Here is a 17,753-nt window from a genome sequence, read left to right as displayed (position 1 = left end):
GGGGTGCTCCGCCGGGGTCCTCAGGCCCGCAGCCGCAGCCCGCGCGGGGTCGCGATGAAGCCCGCTCCTTCCAGGAGAGCGCCGAGGGGGGAGGTCAGCGCCGAGGTGCCGTTGACGCGTTCCACCGTGACCGTGCCGAGGGAACCCGCGCGGGCGGCCGCCGCCAGGGCGTCCGCCGCCGCCCGCAGGCGCGGATCGTCCGCGGGCTCCCGTTCCGGGTCGGAGGGCCAGGCCAGCAGTGTCTTGCCGCCACGCTCCATGTACAGCATCAGCTCACCGTCGACGAGCACCACCAGGGAGCCGGCCTTGCGGCCGGGCTTGTGCCCGGCGCCGGCGGGGGGTTCCGGCCAAGGCAGGGCCGCGCCGTACGCGTTCGCCGGGTCGGCGGCGGCCAGGACGACCGCCCGGGAGACGGGGTCGGGGCGGCTGCGGCGGAAGCCGGGGTCGTACCCGGTGCGGCCGCCGCTCTGCCAGGGCGGGGGCGCGAGGTCGCGCGGTGAGACGTACTCGTCCGGGTTCGTCCTGCGCGGCCGGTGGGCCGGTGGGCGGTGCGCCTCAGGGCGCGGTTCGGGGAGGGCGAGGCCACCGTCGAGGGCGGGGAAGCCGTCGTACCCGGGGTCGGCCGGGTGGGCGCGGTCGGCGGGTGCGCCGAAACCGTCCGGCCGGCCGTGGGCGGGGACCGGGTCGTCGCCGGCGGGGAACGGGCCGGCGGCGCCGAAGGCGCCCGGGACGAAACCGTCGGCGGACGTGCCGGTGCCGTGGTCCGGGCCGGACAGGTCGTCGCCGCGGTCGCGGGCGGCGGCCACCGCCCGCAGCCGGTCCACGGCGCCGTCCATCGCGAACTGGGCCGCGCCGAGGCCCTCCACCACGTAGCCGCGGCGGGCCTGGCCGGTCTCCTCGAAGGCGGACAGGACGCGGTACGTCGCCGAGAAGCCGCCCTCGACCCCTTCCGCGGAGACGGCGCCCCGGGTCACCACGCCGTGGCGGTCCAGCAGCGTGCGGGCCAGCGCGTGGGCGCGCACCGTGGGGTCCGCCTCCCGGTCAGGCAGGAGCGACCAGCGGCCGGCGACCGTCGGCGGGCCGCTGCGCGAGGCGGGGCGGGCGGCTGCCGTCAGCGAGCCGTAGCGCCCGCGCGGGACGGTGCGCTTGGCACGGTGGGCCGTGGAACCCGCCGTGCGGCCCGAGCCGAGCAGGGAGCGCAGCGGGGCGAGCGTGTCGTTCGTCAGGTACCCGGCCCAGGCCAGGTCCCACAGGGCGTCGGCCAGCTGGGGGTCGGTGGCCTCCGGGTGGGTGGTGGCGCGGACCTGGTCGGCGATCTGCCGGAAGAACAGCCCGTAGCCGCCGGAGAGGGCGTCCAGGACGGACCGGTGCAGTGCGGTCGGTTCCAGGGGATGCGGGGGCGGCAGGAGCAGCGGGGCCGCGTCGGCCAGGTAGAGGCTGATCCAGCCGTCCTTGCCGGGCAGGGAGCCCGCTCCGGCCCACACCACCTCTCCGGCGGCGGTGAGCTCGTCCAGCATCCCGGGGGCGTAGTCCGCCACCCGGGACGGCAGCACCAGCTTCTCCAGGGCCGAAGCGGGGACGGACGCGCCCTGCAACTGCTCGACGGCGCGCACCAGCCCGTCGACGCCGCGCAGCGAGTGCCCCTTGCCGACGTGCTGCCACTGGGGGAGGAACTGGGCGAGCGCGGGCGGCGGAACCGGCTCCAGTTCGTGCCGCAGGGCGGCCAGGGAACGGCGGCGCAGCCGGCGCAGGACGGTCGCGTCGCACCACTCCTGGCCGATCCCGGCCGGGTGGAACTCGCCCTGGACGACCTTCCCGGACGCCGCCAGCCGCTGCAGGGCGCCCTCGGTGACCGCCACGCCCAGTCCGAAGCGGGCCGCCGCCGTGGCCGACGTGAACGGGCCGTGCGTACGGGCATGACGCGCGAGGAGGTCGCCCAGCGGGTCCTTGACGGGTTCCGTGAAGGCCTCCGGGACGCCGACCGGGAGCGCCGTGCCGAGCGCGTCCCGCAGACGGCCCGCGTCCTCGATCGCGGCCCAGTGGTCGGTGCCCGCGATCCGGACGCGGATCGCGCGGCGGGCCGAGGCCAGTTCCCGCGCCCAGTGCGGTTCTGCGCCCCGCTCGGCCAGCTCGGCGTCCGTGAGCGGGCCGAGGACGCGCAGCACGTCGGCGACGCCCTCGACGTCCTTGACGCGGCGGTCCTCGGTGAGCCACTGCAGCTCCCGCTCCAGCTCGGCCAGCACCTCCGCGTCGAGCAGTTCGCGCAGCTCCGCCTGGCCGAGCAGCTCCGCCAGCAGCCGGGAGTCCAGCGACAGGGCGGCGGCCCGGCGCTCGGCGAGCGGGGAGTCCCCCTCGTACAGGAACTGGGCGACGTACCCGAACAGCAGGGAGCGCGCGAAGGGCGACGGCTCGGGGGTGGTGACCTCGACCAGGCGCACCCTGCGGGACTCCAGGTCGCCCATCAGCTCCACGAGTCCGGGGACGTCGAAGACGTCCTGGAGGCATTCGCGGACCGCCTCCAGGACGATCGGGAACGAACCGAACTCGCCGGCCACCTCCAGCAGCTGGGAGGCGCGCTGGCGCTGCTGCCACAACGGGGTGCGCTTGCCCGGGTTGCGGCGCGGCAGCAGCAGCGCGCGGGCGGCGCACTCGCGGAACCGGGACGCGAACAGGGCCGAGCCGCCCACCTGCTCGGTGACGATCCGGTCGACCTCGCCCTTGTCGAAGACGACGTCCGCGGCGCCCACGGGGGACCGGTCCGCGTCGTACTCCGTGCCGGCCGCGCCCGGCTCCTGGTCGAGGAGGTCCAGGCCCATCAGGTCCGCGTCGGGCAGGCGCAGCACGATGCCGTCGTCGGCGTGCATGACCTGGGCGTCCATGCCGTACCGCTCGGCGAGGCGGGCGCCCAGGGCGAGGGCCCACGGGGCGTGCACCTGGGCGCCGAACGGGGAGTGCACGACGACGCGCCAGTCGCCGAGCTCGTCGCGGAAGCGCTCCACGACGATCGTGCGGTCGTCCGGGAGGTGACCGCAGGCCTCGCGCTGCTCGTCCAGGTAGGAGAGCACGTTGTCGGCCGCCCAGGCGTCCAGGCCGGCCGCCAGCAGGCGCAGGCGGGCGTCCTCCTTGCCCAGCGAGCCGACCTCGCGCAGGAACGCCCCCAGCGCCCGGCCCAGTTCCAGCGGGCGGCCCAGCTGGTCGCCCTTCCAGAACGGGAGCCGGCCGGGGACGCCCGGCGCCGGGGAGACCAGGACGCGGTCGCGTGTGATGTCCTCGATGCGCCAGGAGCTGGTGCCGAGCGTGAAGACGTCCCCCACGCGGGACTCGTACACCATCTCCTCGTCGAGCTCGCCGACCCGGCCGCCGCCCTTCTTCGGGTCGGCGCCCGCCAGGAACACCCCGAACAGGCCCCGGTCCGGGATCGTGCCCCCGGAGGTGACGGCGAGCCGCTGGGCGCCGGGGCGGCCGGTGATCGTGCCGGTGACGCGGTCCCACACCACGCGCGGGCGCAGCTCCGCGAACGCGTCGGACGGGTAGCGGCCGGCGAGCATGTCCAGGACGGCCGTGAAGGCCGACTCGGGGAGCGAGGCGAAGGGCGCGGCGCGGCGCACCAGGGCGAGCAGGTCGTCGAACTGCCAGGTGTCCATCGCGGTCATCGCGACGAGCTGCTGGGCCAGGACGTCCAGCGGGTTGGCCGGGACCTTCAGGGACTCGATGGCGCCGGTGCGCATCCGCTCGGTGACGACGGCGGCCTGGACGAGATCGCCGCGGTACTTGGGGAAGACCACGCCCGTGGAGACCGCGCCGACCTGGTGGCCCGCGCGGCCCACGCGCTGCAGTCCGGAGGCCACCGAGGGCGGGGACTCGACCTGGACGACCAGGTCCACCGCGCCCATGTCGATGCCGAGTTCGAGGCTGGAGGTGGCGACCACGGCCGGCAGGCGGCCCGCCTTGAGGTCCTCCTCGACCAGGGCGCGCTGCTCCTTGGAGACCGAGCCGTGGTGGGCGCGGGCGATGACGGGCGGGGCGCCCTGGGCCGCGCCCGAGCCGCCCATGAGCTCGGCGGGGGCGTGGTGCTCGTCGAGGGGGCGGCCGGTGGCCCGTTCGTAGGCGATCTCGTTGAGGCGGTTGCAGAGGCGTTCGGCGAGGCGGCGGGAGTTCGCGAAGACGATCGTGGAGCGGTGGGACTGGACGAGGTCGGCGATCCGCTCCTCGACGTGCGGCCAGATCGACGGACGGTCCGCGCCCTCCGGGCCGTCGGCGACCGGGGAGCCGCCCAGTTCGCCCATGTCCTCCACGGGGACGACGACCGAGAGGTCGAACTCCTTGCCCGACTCCGGCTGGACGATCTCCACCTTGCGGCGGGGGGAGAGGAAGCGGGCGACCTCGTCGACCGGGCGGACCGTGGCCGAGAGGCCGATGCGGCGGGCGGGCCGGGGGAGGAGATCGTCCAGCCGCTCCAGGGAGAGGGCGAGGTGGGCGCCGCGCTTGGTGCCCGCGACCGCGTGCACCTCGTCGAGGATCACCGTCTCCACGCCGGTCAGCGCGTCGCGCGCGGCCGACGTCAGCATCAGGAACAGCGACTCCGGCGTCGTGATCAGGATGTCCGGCGGGCGGGTGGACAGGGCGCGGCGCTCGGCGGCGGGGGTGTCGCCGGAGCGGATGCCGACCTTCACCTCCGGCTCGGGCAGGCCGAGGCGTACCGATTCCTGGCGGATGCCGGTCAGCGGGCTGCGCAGGTTGCGCTCCACGTCGACGGCCAGGGCCTTCAGGGGGGAGACGTACAGGACGCGGCAGCGCTTCCTGGGGTCGGCGGGCGGAGGCGTCGAGGTCAGCTGGTCGAGTGCGGCGAGGAAGGCGGCCAGGGTCTTGCCGGAGCCGGTGGGGGCGACGACGAGCACGTCCGAGCCCTCCCCGATGGCCTGCCACGCGCCCGACTGGGCCGCGGTGGGCGCGGGGAACGCCCCCGTGAACCAGCCGCGGGTCGCGGGGGAGAAGCCGTCCAGGGCTCGGTGCGCGTTGCTGGCCATGTGTCCATCGTGCACCCCGGCACTGACATCGGGGGGCGGGGTGCGCTCCGGCCCCACGGCCGGTGACAATGGCCGTATGGCCGATGCGGGAGGGGAACGCGCTCGGCACTGGCGGTACGCCGGGCTGCCCGGTGTCGATCTGCTGCGGGCCCGGTACATCCGGAAGACGTTCGTGCGGCATACGCACGAGAACTTCGTGATCGCCGCCATCGCCGACGGCGTGGAGGTCTTCCAGCACGGCGGGGAGGACCGGTACGCGGGGGCCGGAGCGCTCGCCCTGGTCAATCCGGACACGCCGCACACCGGGCGGGCCGGGGCGCCCGAGGGATGGCGGTACGGGGCCGTGTACCCGTCGCCCGAGGTCGTGGCCGGGATCGCCGCCGAGACGACCGCCCTGCGGGGCACGCCGGGGTTCGTCAGCCCGGTGGTGGACGATCCGCACACGGTCGCACTGGTGCACCGGGTGCTGCGGGCCGCCGACGAGGGCGACGCGCTGGCCGCCGACACGCTGCTGCGGGTCGCCGTCACCCGGCTGCTGCGGTCGAACGGCGGGGCGCTGCCGCGGCGGGAGGTGCGCACGGCGGGGGCCCGGATCGCGGCACGCGCGCGTGCGGTGCTGGAGGAGCGGATGGCCGGACCGCCGACCCTGGAGGACCTGGCCGGTGAGCTCGGGACCGGCCCGTTCGCGTTGTTGCGCGCGTTCCGGGACGCCTACGGGATGCCGCCCCACACCTGGCTCACGGACGCGCGGGTGCGGCGGGCCCGGCGGCTGCTCGACGGAGGGGCGACGCCCTCTGAGGCCGCCGCCGCCGTGGGGTTCGCCGACCAGCCGCACCTGAACCGGCACTTCGCGCGGATCGTCGGCGTGCCTCCCGGGGCGTACCGGAGGGAGCGCAGGAACGTACAAGACACGCCGGGACGGCTCTCGTAGCCTCCGGTGCGTGACAGAACAGCCAGCTCTCGCGGAGGCAGGGGCGAGACCGGACGGCACCGTCGTCCGGGACGCCCTCGGTGTCGGAGTCGCCGTCGGACTGTCCGGGTTCGCCTTCGGGGTGACCTCGGCCGGCAGCGGGCTCTCGGTGACGCAGACGTGTGCGCTCAGTCTCCTGGTGTTCACCGGGGCGTCCCAGTTCGCGCTGGTGGGGGCGCTCGCGGCCGGAGGCGGTCCGCTCACGGCGGCCGCCGGGGCCTTCTTCCTGGGCGTGCGCAACGCCTTCTACGGGCTGCGCCTGTCGCAGGTGCTGGCCCTCCCGCGCGCGGTGCGGCCGTTCGCCGCCCAGTGGGTCATCGACGAGACGGCCGCCGTCGCCCTCGCGCAGCCCACGCGGCGGAACGCGCGGACCGGGTTCGTCGTGACCGGGCTCAGCCTGTATTTGTTGTGGAACCTGACCACGCTGTTCGGCGCGCTGGGGGCCGAGGCCCTGGGGGACACCGACGCGTGGGGTCTGGACGCGGCGGGGCCCGCCGTCTTCCTGGCGCTGCTCGCGCCGATGCTGAGGACCGGCGTGGAGCGGACGGTCGCCGGGCTCGCCGTCCTGCTGGGGCTCGGCCTGCTGCCCGTCCTGCCCGCCGGGGTGCCGGTGCTGGCGGCCGCGCTCGCGGCGCCGGCCGTGCTCTGGGCACAGGGCCGTCGCCGCGGCACGGCCGGGGGAGAGCGGTGAACGTCTGGATCGCCGTCGCAGTGACCGCTCTCGGGTGCTACGCCGTCAAACTGGCCGGGTTGCTGGTGCCCCCGGGCGTCCTCGAGCGGCCCCTCGTCCGGCGGCTGGCCGCCCTGCTGCCGGTGGCGCTGCTCGCCGCTCTCACGGCCCAGCAGACCTTCGGCGACGGGCAGGAGCTGGTGCTGGACGCGCGGGTCGCGGGAGTCGGTGCCGCCGCTGTCGCACTGGTCCTGCGCGCGCCCTTCCTGGTCGTCGTCGCGGTGGCCGTGGGGGTGACCGCGGGGGTGCGGGCCCTGGCCGGGTGACGACCGGGCGGGCCCGGGTCCGTGACGGTCAGGTGAGGGCGCGGCCGTACGCCCCCAGGGTGCGCAGCGCCTCGATGGTCGCCATGGGGCGCGCCTCCAGCGCGGGAGCCGGGGCCCAGCGGTGCCGGCGGACGGGCCAGCCACCGTCCTGCTGCTGCTGCGAGGCCAGGAAGTCCAGGGAGCGGGACATCTCGTCGTCCGTGAACCACGCGCGCGCCAGCGAGTGCGGTGTCCTGGCGAAGTCGTGCGGGAAGCGATGCCCGTCCGGGGCGTGGCCGGGCGGCACCGGGAACGCGTCGAGGCCGTCCGGGTCCAGGGCGGCGAGCCGGTGCTCGCGCACCAGGCGGCCCAGGCGGTCGGCGGCCGCCTGGGCACGCGGGCGGTCGGGAGCGGAGTCCACGAAGGCGACGGCGGCCTCGATCTCGTACGGGTGCGGCTCCTTCAGGGACTCGACGGCCTGCCAGCAGAAGTCGGTGGCCCGGAACAGCCAGGCGTGCCACACCTCGTTGCGGTGCAGCAGGCCCACCACCGGGCCGGTGGCGAGGAGTTCACCGGGAGGGTCGTCCGTGATCGGGACGAAGGGGGCGGCCGGGTAGCCGCGCTGGCCGGGGTGGACCGCCGGGAGGGCGCCGTCCGCGGTGGACACGGAGGTCAGGTAGCGGCACACGCGCTCCGCGCGCTGACCGCCGCAGCGCCCGACGGCGTCCAGGACGCGCAGGGCGCGCGCGGTGTGCAGGGGCTGACTGACCGGGCCGCGCAGATCGGGTTCCAGCGCGTGACCGTACCCGCCGTCGTCGTTGCGGTAGGCGTCCAGCGCCGTCTCCACGGGGTCGGCGCCGCCGCCCCGGAAGTGGTGCGCGAAGAGGCGCTGCTCCAGCACGCGCGCGGTGAGCCACACGAAGCGTTCGGCGCGGGCGAGCGGGGTGCGCGCCGGGGGCGTGCAGGGGAGGGGGGAAGCTCCTGATTCGGGCATGCGACAGACCGTAGGGCGGAAAGCGGTGCCGGCAGGCGCTCCCGGTCCGGGCCCACCCCCGGGAGCGGGATACTGGGTTCATGCGGTTGACGGTCTTCTGGCAGCGGATGGCGGACCACTTCGGTCCCGGCTACGCCGACACCTTCGCGCGCGATCACGTCATGACGGAACTCGGCGGGCACACGGTGCACCAGGCACTGGACGCGGGCTGGGAGGCCAAGGACGTGTGGCGTGTGGTGTGCGCGGTCATGAACGTGCCGCAGGAGAAGCGCTGACCGGTCACGAAGATCGAGGGGCGGGGGTCCGCCGCCGGTGGCGTGGGCCAGACTTGAGCCGTGGCACCCACTGACGAGCCCGGGCAGGCAGCAGCCCCGCACGCATCCCCGTTCGGTACGACACCGCCCGCCCGGCCCCCGGCCGGCGGCGCCGCCGGCCCGAACGCCCGCATGCCGCGCTGGCTACCGCGCGCGATGGTGCTCGCGCTCGCGCTCATCGCCGTGTTCCAGCTCGGCAGTTGGGCGTTCCACCAGCTCACCGGCCTGCTGATCAACGTCCTCATCGCGTTCTTCCTGGCGCTCGCCGTCGAGCCCGCGGTGAGCTGGATGGCCTCGCGCGGGATGCGCCGGGGGCTGGCCACCTTCCTGGTCTTCATCGGCGTGATGATCGTGGCGGCGGGGTTCGTCACCCTGCTCGGGTCCATGCTGGCGGGCCAGATCATCAAGATGGTCGAGGGCTTCCCGGATTACCTGGACTCCGTCATCAACTGGGTCAACACGCACTTCAAGACCGATCTCAGGCGCGTGGACATCCAGGAGGGCCTGCTGCGCTCCGACTGGCTGCGCACCTACGTGCAGAACAGCGCCACCGGTGTCCTGGACGTGTCCGCCCAGGTCATCGGTGGCCTCTTCCAGCTGCTGACGGTCGCGCTGTTCTCGTTCTACTTCGCCGCGGACGGTCCGCGGCTGCGCCGCACGATCTGCTCCGTGCTGCCGCCCGCCCGGCAGGCCGAGGTGCTGCGCGCCTGGGAGATCGCCGTCGACAAGACCGGCGGCTACCTGTACTCGCGCGGGCTGATGGCCCTGATCTCCGGTGTGGCGCACTACGTGCTGCTGCAGGTCCTGGGGGTGCCGTACGCGCCCGTGCTCGCCGTGTGGGTCGGCCTGGTGTCGCAGTTCATCCCCACCATCGGCACCTATCTCGCGGGCGCCCTGCCCATGCTGATCGCCTTCACGGTCGACCCCTGGTACGCGCTGTGGGTGCTGATCTTCGTCGTCGTCTACCAGCAGTTCGAGAACTACGTGCTGCAACCCAAGCTGACCTCGAAGACCGTCGACATCCACCCCGCGGTCGCCTTCGGTTCGGTCGTCGCGGGCACCGCGCTCCTCGGTGCCGTCGGCGCGCTGATCGCCATTCCCGCCATCGCCACGCTGCAGGCGTTCCTGGGCGCGTACGTGAAGCGGTACGACGTCACGGACGACCCGCGTGTGCACGGCCACCGCAGATCGGGGAACGGTCCGAGCCTCGTCGCGGGCGTGCGGCGGCTGTGGGCACGGCGGCCTGGAGCGGTGCGCTCCGCGGGCGGGGGGTCCGGGGAGAGCCCCTCCTGAGGCGCCGGCCCTCGCGGGAGTCCGTGGGGGCGGGGCGTCACGGCGGGACCGCGACGCCGCCGAGGAGGTGCCTGGTTGGTGCGGCCGGGCGCTCCGCTCGCCCGAGGACATGCCCGGTCGGTGCGGCCTGGCGCTCCGCTCGCCGCGGTGCTGCCGACCGCCCGGGGAACCGGGTGGCGGAGGCCTTCCCGGAGGTGGTGCGGGCGCTCCGGGGTGCCGCGTGGCGCGCTTGACACCAAAATCGAACATCTATTCTTATGGAGGCTCCGGTGAGGCTTCCGATGGGCGTTTCGACACGGTTTCGGTGGAGAAGCGCCCCAGTTATCCACAGGCCGGACGTGCGTCAGGGCGCATTGTCAGTGGCAGGCGTTAGCGTCTTTGACGTGAAGCGATCGACTCAAGCAAATCGGGTGGAACCCATGGCAGGAACCGACCGCGAGAAGGCGCTGGACGCCGCGCTCGCACAGATTGAACGACAATTCGGCAAGGGCGCGGTCATGCGCATGGGCGAGCGGTCGAAGGAGCCCATCGAGGTCATCCCGACCGGGTCGACCGCGCTCGACGTGGCCCTCGGCGTCGGCGGCCTGCCGCGCGGCCGTGTGGTGGAGATCTACGGACCGGAGTCCTCCGGTAAGACGACCCTGACCCTGCACGCGGTGGCGAACGCGCAGAAGGCCGGCGGCCAGGTCGCCTTCGTGGACGCGGAGCACGCCCTCGACCCCGAGTACGCGAAGAAGCTCGGCGTCGACATCGACAACCTGATCCTGTCCCAGCCGGACAACGGCGAGCAGGCTCTGGAGATCGTGGACATGCTGGTCCGCTCCGGCGCCCTCGACCTCATCGTCATCGACTCCGTCGCCGCGCTCGTCCCGCGTGCGGAGATCGAGGGCGAGATGGGCGACAGCCACGTGGGTCTGCAGGCCCGTCTGATGAGCCAGGCCCTGCGGAAGATCACCAGCGCGCTCAACCAGTCGAAGACGACCGCGATCTTCATCAACCAGCTGCGCGAGAAGATCGGCGTGATGTTCGGCTCGCCCGAGACCACGACCGGTGGCCGGGCGCTGAAGTTCTACGCCTCGGTGCGCATCGACATCCGCCGCATCGAGACCCTGAAGGACGGCACGGAGGCGGTCGGCAACCGCACCCGCTGCAAGGTCGTCAAGAACAAGGTCGCGCCGCCCTTCAAGCAGGCCGAGTTCGACATCCTCTACGGCCAGGGCATCAGCCGTGAGGGCGGCCTGATCGACATGGGCGTGGAGCACGGCTTCGTCCGCAAGGCCGGCGCCTGGTACACGTACGAGGGCGACCAGCTCGGCCAGGGCAAGGAGAACGCCCGCAACTTCCTCAAGGACAACCCCGACCTCGCCAACGAGATCGAGAGGAAGATCAAGGAGAAGCTGGGCGTCGGCGTGCGCGCCGAGGAGCCGGCCGCCGAGCCGGGCACGGACACCGCGGTCTCCGCCGCCCCGGCCGACGCCCCGGCGCCGGTGCCCGCCCCGGCAGCGGCCAAGGCCACCAAGTCCAAGGCCGCGGCGGCCAAGAGCTGACCCGTGACACGGCGAAGCGACTGGGCCGAGTACGAGTACACCGGGTCCGGTGCCCCACGGGGGAGGGGCACCGGACCCGGTACGGCCCCGGCCGCGGACGGTGACGAGGCCTGTGGGCACGGCGGCCAGCACGACGCCTGCGCCCCGGACGAGCACTACGACGAGGGCCCGGGCGGCGGCCGGCGTCATGACGGCGGGGCGCGTCGCGCGGACGGCTCACGAGGAGGTGGCTCGCGTGACGGCGGGTCGCGTCGTGGGCGCGGGCGCCGGCGTGCGACCGCCGAGGACGCAGGCTCCCCCTCCTCGTCGAGGGCCGAGCAGGGGGAGTCTGCGGCCGCGGAGGACCCGGTCGAGCAGGCCCGGGCGATCTGCCTGCGTCTGCTCACCGGGACCCCGCGGACGCGGAAGCAGCTCGCGGACGCCCTGCGCAAGCGGCAGATCCCGGACGAGGCCGCCGAAGAGGTGCTGTCCCGGTTCGAAGAGGCCGGCCTGATCGACGACGGCGCCTTCGCCGACGCCTGGGTGGAGTCCCGGCACCACGGCCGGGGACTGGCCCGGCGGGCGCTCGCCCGGGAACTGCGGACCAAGGGCGTCGACTCCACACTGATCGACGCGGCCGTCGCCCAGCTCGACTCCGAGCAGGAGGAGGCGACGGCGCGCGAGCTCGTCGCCCGCAAGCTGCGCTCCACCCGGGGGCTCGACCGCGACAAGCGGATCCGCCGTCTCGCGGGCATGCTCGCCCGCAAGGGCTACCCCGAGGGCCTGGCGCTGCGTGTGGTCCGGCAGGCGCTGGAGGAGGAGGGCGAGGACACGGAGTTCCTCGACGAGGGGTTCTGACCGGCGGATCGGGGCGGATGTCCCTGCCGGACGGCCCGGCACTCCCAGCCGGGCCGGGCTTCGGTCCGAGCTGGTCTCCGCCCGCTGCCCGTGCCCGGCACGGTGGACTGCCGAGGGCCGCTCCTCACGTCCGGAACCCACCGGGAAGCAGCCCCTCCCGTCGGCCGTGCGGCCCGTCACGTCCGCGTCGCCACCGCCGCACCGCCTACGGTGACCCGAGCCGGCCGTCCCGCGGCACCGCCGTCACCGGCAGCCCCGCCGCCCGCCACGCCTGGAAGCCTCCGACCAGATCGGTGGCCCGGTGCAGGCCCAGCCGGTGCAGGGACTCCGCCGCCAGGCTGGAGGCGTAGCCCTCGTTGCAGATCACGACGACGCGCAGGTCGTGGCCGGTGGCCTCGGGGAGGCGGTGGCTGCCCTGCGGATCGAGGCGCCACTCCAGCTCGTTGCGCTCGACGACGAGGGCGCCGGGAATCAGGCCGTCGCGTGCGCGCAGGGCCGCGTACCGGATGTCCACCAACAGCGCCTCACCGCGCCGGGCGGCCTCGTACGCCTCGCCTGCCCCGACCCGCCGGTAGCCGGCGCGGACCCGCTCCAGCAACGCGTCGATACCCACCCGCTCCTCGCTCACTGCCAGTCCTCCGGGCGCTCGACCTGCTCCAGGCGCAGGACCGGGCCGCTGCGGCTGTAGCGGCGGATCTGCGGAAGGGGCGGGTAGTAGGCGTGCACGGAGATCGCGTGCCGGTCGGGGGAGTCGTTGAGCACCTCGTGGACGTGGTGGCGGCCGAAGGCGCGGCCCTGGCCGGCCGGCAGCCGGCGTTCCCGGTCCACGCCCTCGGTGAGTTCCAGGGTCTTCCAGCCGTCGGTGGGCAGCCGCGCGGCGAGCGAGTTCTCCTTGAGCTCACCCGAGGCGGTCACGAAGGCGCCGACGGAGTCGGCGTGGTCGTGCCAGCCGGTGCCCGTGCCGGGCGGCCAGCCGATCAGCCAGGCCTCGCTGCCCCGGGGGCCCTCCAGCCGCACCCAGGTGCGGCCCTCCGGATCGAGCGGAAGCGAGGCGATCAGCTCGGCGTCGGCGGCCGTGCGCCGGACGAATTCCAGGAGGTCGGCCTGGGTGGGAGCGGAGACAGCGGGGGACGCGGAAGGAGACGCGGAAGGGGACGCGGAAGGGGACACAGACATGGATACCGTCCTGAAGAGGGTTCGCGACGGGCACGCGGCGGCCCGGAAGCGGCGCGCGCCGGAAGAAGGGATGCGAATTCAGCAGGACGGGCGACACACGCAGCCCGCATAGCGGACGAGGTCCATATGGACCCTCCGCCACAGGCGCACACAGGTGTCGATCACGATCCGGAGTACACCATGCCGGTGCGAACCGGTCAACTCGCTGTCACTATGCGGACGCACGGTCACAGCGGGCACGCGGGCGGGTCCGGTCAGCGGGAGCCGGCCGAAGCGTCCGCTCCGGTTTCCGCGCCGGCCTGAGCCGCCGGGCCGCCCAGCGTGGCCTGCGCCGCCGCGTACAGGTCGTCGGGGCGCGCCCCGTTCAGCGCGGTGACGAGGTGTCCGTCCGGGCGTACCAGGAGCACCGTGTGCGCGGCGGCCCCCGGGTAACTCTCGGCGACGAGCAGCTCGGCGGGGTGCGGCAGCGCCGCCACCGCGGCGGCGAGCCGGGGCATGATGCCGGCGCTCATCCAGTGCCGGCGCTCCCACACCCCCGTGCCCGGCGCGATCAGCACCGCGAGCAGCGCGCCGCGGCCGAACCGGTCCCGCAGCCGCACGAACGAGCCGTCCTCCGCCGTGACCCGCACGTCGACGACCTGCGCTCCGGGCGGGGTGGCCACGGGGACCTCGCCCTCCGGCCGCCGGGGTGCGAGCGGCGAGCCGGCGTACGTCCCCGGCGCACCCAGCGGGCCCTGTCCCAGGTGGCCGTCGGCGAGCAGGGCGTCGTGGTTGCGGGCCGAGCCGGGGACGTACGCGCGCAGCCCCCCGCCGCCGCGCAGCAGCGGCAGTGCCTGGTCGGCGGCGCGCAGCCGGGCGGCGACGACCGCGCGCCGCTCCGCCTGGTAACTGTCCAGCAGTGCCTCGTGCGGCCCGTGGTGCCAGGCCACGGCCAGCTTCCAGGCGAGGTTGTCGGCGTCCCTGAGCCCTTCGTCGAGCCCGTGCGTGCCCAGCGCGCCGAGCAGGTGCGCCGCGTCCCCGGCGAGGAACACGCGTCCGACCCGCCAGCGGCGCGCCAGCCGGTGGTGGACCGTGTGGACCCCGGTGTCCAGCAGTTCGTACCAGGGGGTCGCCTCGCCGGTCCAGCCGACGAGGGTCTCCCGGATCCGGGCCAGCAGCAGTTCGGGCGTGACCAGGTCCTTGCCCGGCGGCAGCAGCCAGTCCAGACGCCACACGTCGTCCGGGAGGGGACGTGCGGTGATCTCCCCGGCGAAGGGGCCGGAGGTGCGCCACGGCGGCATCCGGTGCAGCAGGGCCTCGTCCTGCCACGGGAGGTCCGTGCGCAGCGCGGCCACGGCGTGACGTTCCACCGCCGTGCGGCCCGGGAAGCGGATGTCCTGGAGCTTGCGGACGGTCGAGCGCGGGCCGTCGCAACCGACCAGGTAGCTGCCGCGCCACCAGGTGCCCCTGGGGCCGCGGGTGTGGGCCGTCACGCCCGAGGACTCCTGCTCCAGGCCGTCCAGACGGCTGTCCACGGCGACCTCGACGAGGGGTTCGCCGGCGGCGGCCGCGCGCAGGGCCTCCGTCAGGACGTGCTGCGCGATGTGCAGGGGAGAGGCCTCGGCGTCGTCGAACGCGATCTCACGCATCACCTGCTTGCGCCGCACCGACCGCCATCCGGCCCAGCGGGCACCGGCCTCGGTCAGCGGCGCACCGGTGAGGCGTGACACGAGGGCCGCGGTGTCCTCGCGCAGGACGACGGTGCGCGCGGGACGCGGCTCGTCCTTGCCCGGCCCTTCGTCCAGGACGACGCACGGCACCTCTTGGCGCGCCAGCGCCAGGGCGAGCGTGAGCCCGACGGGCCCCGCTCCGACGATGATCACCGGGTCCACGGTGCGGCGCCCCCTGCTCGTGGTGACGTCGTGGATGACGAGGGTGAACAGGAAGGTGGAGCAGGGTGCACGATCACAGAACGTATGCAACCTATTGCCGGTGCTTGCGTCAAGCGACGGAGGCAGTGGCGATCATGCCACTGCCTCCGTGTCCTTCGTTCGAGCCGGCCGGGTGTCAGACGGTGCCCTTGGCACCGGTTCCGTGTGTGCCCCCCACCTCGGCCGCGTTGAGCTCGTCGACCTCGCCGGCGCCGACGACCGCGCCCGTGCCGCGCTTGCTGCGGCGCAGCCTGGCCTCCAGCCAGGAGGCGAAGGAGGTGAGGAGGAAGTTCAGCACGATGAAGATGACCGCGACCACGATGAAGCTGGGGATGACGTTCGCGTAGTTGGCCGCGAGGGTGCTGCGCGTGTTCAGCAGCTCGGTGAACCCGAGCATCACGCCGCCCAGCGCGGTGTCCTTCACGATGACGACCAGCTGGCTGACGATGGCCGGCAGCATCGCCGTGACGGCCTGCGGGAGCAGGATGCTCCGCATCGTCTGGCCCTTGCGCAGGCCGATCGCCATGGCGGCCTCCGACTGCCCCTTGGGCAGGGAGAGGATGCCGGCCCGGACGATCTCGGCGAGGACCGAGGCGTTGTAGAGCACCAGGCCGGTGACGACCGCGTACAGGGGCCGGTCCCCGCTGGCGACGTTCGTGGAGCGGTCGTAGAACTCGTTGGCGAACAGCATCAGCAGCAGCACCGGGATCGCCCGGAAGAACTCGACCACCGCGCCGGCCGGGACGCGCACCCAGCGGTGGTCGGACAGCCGGGCGATGCCGAGGACGGCGCCCAGCGGGAGGGCGATCACCATGGCCAGCGCCGCCGCCTTCAGCGTGTTGCCCAGGCCCGGCAGCAGGTACGTCTCCCAGGCCGCGGACGTGGTGAACGGCTCCCACAGGGACCACTTGAGCTGGCCCTTGTCGTCCATCGTCTGCCAGACCCACCACAGCAGCAGGGCGAGCAGGACGAAGAAGACCACCGAGAGGAGCAGGTTGCGCCGCTTGGCCCTCGGGCCGGGGGTGTCGTAAAGGACGGAGCTCATCGCTTCACCGCCAGTCGCTTGCTCAGCCAACCGAGGATCAGGCCGGTGGGCAGGGTCAGTACCACGAACCCGAAGGCGAAGATCGCGCCGATGAGCAGCGTCTGTGCCTCGTTCTCGATCATTTCCTTCATCAGGAGGGCGGCCTCCGCCACGCCGATCGTGGCCGCCACGGTGGTGTTCTTGGTCAGCGCGATCAGCACGTTGGCCAGCGGTCCGATGACCGAGCGGAACGCCTGCGGCAGCACGACCAGCCGCAGGACCTGGCTGAAGCTCAGTCCGATGGCGCGCGCGGCCTCGGCCTGTCCGACGGGCACCGTGTTGATGCCGGAGCGGATCGCCTCGCAGACGAAGGCCGCGGTGTAGGCGGAGAGGCCGAGCACGGCGAGCCTGAAGTACTTGACCTCGAAGTCGTCGGGTGCGCCCATCGTCACGCCGAAGATGTCGGCGAGGCCGAGCGAGGTGAAGACGATGATGACGGTCAGGGGGATGTTCCGGACGATGTTCACGTAGGCGGTGCCGAACCCGCGCATCAACGGAACCGGGCTGACCCGCATGGCCGCCAGCAGGGTGCCCCAGATCAGGGATCCGACGGCCGAGAAGACGGTGAGCTGCACCGTGACCCAGAAGGCGCCCAGCAGGGTCGGGTCGTCATAGTCTGAAAGAAAGTCGAACACGATCTCCCGCGCTTCCGGGTGTGTGACGTACGTGGCGGACGTGGTGCGCCGCCGCCGGAGAAGGGACGGACGGCGGCGCACCTGCGGATCCCCGCTGTGACCGCGGGGATCCTGCGTCGGCGGAGTCCCGCGTTACTGGACGATCTGGCCGATCTTCGGGGCGGGCTCGTTCTTGTAGCCCGCGGGCCCGAAGTTCTCCTCGACGGCCTTCTTCCAGGAGCCGTCGCTGACCATCTTCTCCAGGGCGTCGTTGATCTTGTTCACGGTCTCGGTGTCGCCCTTCTTCACACCGATGCCGTAGTTCTCGTTGCTGAGCTTCAGACCGGCGAGCTTGAACTGGCCCTTGTACTGCTCCTGCGCGGCGTAACCGGCGAGGATGGAGTCGTCGGTGGTCAGTGCGTCCACGGCGCCGCTCTGCAGAGCGGACAGACACTCCGAGTAGCCGCCGCGCTGGTTCAGCTGGGCCTTCGGCGCGAAGTCGTTCTTGACGTTCTGCGCCGAGGTCGAGCCGGTCACCGAGCACAGCTTCTTGTCGTTCAGGTCCGTCGCCTCGGTGATGTCCGAGTCCTTCTTGACCAGCAGGTCCTGGTGCGCCAGCAGGTAGGGACCGGCGAAGTCGACCTTCTGCTTGCGCTCGTCGGTGATGGAGTAGGTCGCCGCGATGAACTTCACGTCGCCGCGGGACAGCGCGTTCTCGCGGTCGGCGCTCTTGGTCTCGACCCACTCGATCTGGTTCGGCTCGTAGCCCAGTTCCTTGGCCACGTACGTCGCCACGTCCACGTCGAAGCCGGAGAAGGAACCGTCCGGCTCCTTCAGGCCCAGACCCGGCTGGTCGTACTTGATGCCGATCTTGATCTTGTCGCCGCCGCCCGAGCCCGAGCCGCCGTTGTCGCCGCCGTCGTCGCCGCCGCAGGCGGTGGCGGTCAGGGCGAGGACGACAGCGGTGGCGGCCGCGGCGGAAACCTTGCGGAGCTTCATGGTGAACATCCTT

At 73.5% G+C, this 17,753-nt stretch carries 16 protein-coding genes; 7 read left to right on the top strand and 9 right to left on the bottom strand.

Features of this window, described 5'->3' with window-relative positions; all coding sequences use genetic code 11:
- Positions 1-20 precede the first annotated feature (20 nt).
- A complete protein-coding gene (locus AB0L29_RS22150; RefSeq protein ID WP_365829430.1) occupies positions 21-5,027 on the bottom strand; it encodes an ATP-dependent helicase in 5,007 nt (1,668 codons plus the stop codon).
- 76 nt (positions 5,028-5,103) lie between these two features.
- Between AB0L29_RS22150 and AB0L29_RS22145 the strand changes: the two genes are divergently transcribed.
- From AB0L29_RS22145 to AB0L29_RS22135, 3 genes are read left to right on the top strand one after another with little or no spacing between them, the layout of a single operon-like run.
- Complete coding sequence (locus AB0L29_RS22145; RefSeq protein WP_365829429.1) at positions 5,104-5,958, top strand: AraC family transcriptional regulator; 855 nt, start codon at positions 5,104-5,106, stop codon at positions 5,956-5,958.
- Positions 5,959-5,968: 10 nt separating this feature from the next.
- Positions 5,969-6,688 carry an AzlC family ABC transporter permease gene (locus AB0L29_RS22140; RefSeq protein ID WP_365829428.1) on the top strand — a complete coding sequence of 240 codons (720 nt, stop codon included), beginning with the start codon at positions 5,969-5,971 and terminating at the stop codon, positions 6,686-6,688.
- The gene (locus AB0L29_RS22135; RefSeq protein WP_365829427.1) at positions 6,685-6,993 is read left to right on the top strand and encodes an AzlD domain-containing protein; all 309 of its coding nucleotides are present in this window, start codon (positions 6,685-6,687) and stop codon (positions 6,991-6,993) included. The genes AB0L29_RS22140 and AB0L29_RS22135 overlap by 4 nt, the downstream gene beginning before the upstream one ends.
- A gap of 28 nt (positions 6,994-7,021) precedes the next feature.
- On the opposite strand, the gene AB0L29_RS22130 is transcribed toward AB0L29_RS22135, so the two are convergent.
- Positions 7,022-7,966 carry a hypothetical protein gene (locus AB0L29_RS22130; protein WP_365829426.1) on the bottom strand — a complete coding sequence of 315 codons (945 nt, stop codon included), beginning with the start codon at positions 7,964-7,966 and terminating at the stop codon, positions 7,022-7,024.
- A gap of 80 nt (positions 7,967-8,046) precedes the next feature.
- On the opposite strand from AB0L29_RS22130, the gene AB0L29_RS22125 reads away from it, so the two are divergent.
- The 4 genes from AB0L29_RS22125 (at position 8,047) to recX (ending at position 11,957) form a co-directional block, all read left to right on the top strand.
- Positions 8,047-8,241, top strand: a complete 195-nt coding sequence (locus AB0L29_RS22125) for a DUF3046 domain-containing protein (RefSeq protein WP_365829425.1) — start codon at positions 8,047-8,049, stop codon at positions 8,239-8,241.
- Between the two features lie 60 nt (positions 8,242-8,301).
- On the top strand, positions 8,302-9,573 hold the full coding sequence (locus tag AB0L29_RS22120; RefSeq protein ID WP_365829424.1) for an AI-2E family transporter: 1,272 nt from the start codon (positions 8,302-8,304) through the stop codon (positions 9,571-9,573).
- Positions 9,574-9,992: 419 nt separating this feature from the next.
- Positions 9,993-11,120, top strand: a complete 1,128-nt coding sequence (recA, locus tag AB0L29_RS22115) for a recombinase RecA (protein ID WP_365829422.1) — start codon at positions 9,993-9,995, stop codon at positions 11,118-11,120.
- A gap of 3 nt (positions 11,121-11,123) precedes the next feature.
- Complete coding sequence (recX, locus tag AB0L29_RS22110) at positions 11,124-11,957, top strand: recombination regulator RecX (protein WP_365829421.1); 834 nt, start codon at positions 11,124-11,126, stop codon at positions 11,955-11,957.
- Positions 11,958-12,162: 205 nt separating this feature from the next.
- Here the strand turns inward: recX and AB0L29_RS22105 are convergent, their stop codons facing one another.
- From AB0L29_RS22105 to AB0L29_RS22075, 7 genes are all read right to left on the bottom strand, one after another.
- A complete protein-coding gene (locus AB0L29_RS22105) occupies positions 12,163-12,591 on the bottom strand; it encodes a rhodanese-like domain-containing protein (RefSeq protein WP_365829451.1) in 429 nt (142 codons plus the stop codon).
- Positions 12,582-13,133, bottom strand: a complete 552-nt coding sequence (locus AB0L29_RS22100; RefSeq protein ID WP_365829420.1) for a cysteine dioxygenase — start codon at positions 13,131-13,133, stop codon at positions 12,582-12,584. The genes AB0L29_RS22105 and AB0L29_RS22100 overlap by 10 nt, the downstream gene beginning before the upstream one ends.
- A gap of 78 nt (positions 13,134-13,211) precedes the next feature.
- Positions 13,212-13,283, bottom strand: coding sequence for a putative leader peptide (locus AB0L29_RS22095; RefSeq protein ID WP_309544753.1), 72 nt, complete (start codon positions 13,281-13,283; stop codon positions 13,212-13,214).
- Positions 13,284-13,387: 104 nt separating this feature from the next.
- Positions 13,388-15,004: an FAD-dependent monooxygenase gene (locus AB0L29_RS22090; protein ID WP_365829450.1), complete on the bottom strand. Its 1,617-nt coding sequence runs from the start codon at positions 15,002-15,004 to the stop codon at positions 13,388-13,390.
- A gap of 175 nt (positions 15,005-15,179) precedes the next feature.
- Entirely contained in the window at positions 15,180-16,088 is a 909-nt protein-coding gene (locus AB0L29_RS22085) for an amino acid ABC transporter permease (protein WP_365829419.1), read from the bottom strand.
- Positions 16,085-16,762: an amino acid ABC transporter permease gene (locus tag AB0L29_RS22080; protein WP_365829418.1), complete on the bottom strand. Its 678-nt coding sequence runs from the start codon at positions 16,760-16,762 to the stop codon at positions 16,085-16,087. Before AB0L29_RS22080 ends, AB0L29_RS22085 begins: the two co-directional genes overlap by 4 nt.
- A gap of 132 nt (positions 16,763-16,894) precedes the next feature.
- Positions 16,895-17,740: a glutamate ABC transporter substrate-binding protein gene (locus AB0L29_RS22075; protein WP_365829417.1), complete on the bottom strand. Its 846-nt coding sequence runs from the start codon at positions 17,738-17,740 to the stop codon at positions 16,895-16,897.
- Positions 17,741-17,753 lie beyond the last annotated feature (13 nt).

It is taken from the genome of Streptomyces sp. NPDC052701 (assembly GCF_040678355.1).
Classification (GTDB): Bacteria; Actinomycetota; Actinomycetes; order Streptomycetales; family Streptomycetaceae; genus Streptomyces.
Note: the sequence above shows the minus strand (reverse complement) of the source record. Positions and strands in the feature narration are given on the sequence as shown.